The sequence below is a fragment of the Phytoactinopolyspora endophytica genome, from assembly GCF_004138495.1.
In the GTDB taxonomy this organism is placed as follows: domain Bacteria; phylum Actinomycetota; class Actinomycetes; order Jiangellales; family Jiangellaceae; genus Phytoactinopolyspora; species Phytoactinopolyspora endophytica.
This window is the reverse complement of the sequence record NZ_ML142863.1, coordinates 99,099-99,627: the sequence shown is the minus strand read 5'-3', so window position 1 is coordinate 99,627 and position 529 is coordinate 99,099. Positions and strand designations below refer to the sequence as shown.

Below are 529 nucleotides of genomic sequence, written 5' to 3'. Positions count from 1 at the left end.
CGTCCCCTTCTGCGCGACCTAGATTTCAATGTACCGGACGTGGGAAGTAGGGGTACTTCGATCGTTCGCTGCGCGTCTACGGCCGGGAAGGGCGGCCGTGCATGCGATGTGGCACGCCGATACGGCGAGATCCGTTCATGAATCGCTCGTCGTATACGTGTCCTCGCTGCCAACCACGGCCCAGGAAGGGCCGTTGGTGAAGCGGTTTGGGCGCATATGAGTCCTTTGTCACATAGTTGAGTCGCCCAGTGTCTAGTCTCGCCTTGACCTGCGAAGGGTCCAGGTGAGATGCTGGTATACGTTGTTGCGCAGCCGTGTGTCCACAGTGAGATTTCTCAACGTGGTGAAGGCGTGCCGCAACTGTCCTGAATCATTTTTGTGAAGATCTTAGCCTGTGGAGGGCATCAGCGATGGCAAAGGCGCTGTTGGGACATGTGGGGGGCCCGGACCCGAGGCTCGTCACAGAGGTACAGAGGCTCCGCCGCCGTGTCAACGACCTCGAGGCTGAGGTAGGCCGGCTTCAGGCGGC

1 pseudogene is annotated in these 529 nt (G+C 59.9%); it reads left to right on the top strand.

The window, feature by feature from the left end:
• Positions 1–50: 50 nt before the first annotated feature.
• Positions 51–200: pseudogene (locus tag ELR45_RS42935) on the top strand (zinc finger domain-containing protein); the annotation flags it as partial.
• Positions 201–529 lie beyond the last annotated feature (329 nt).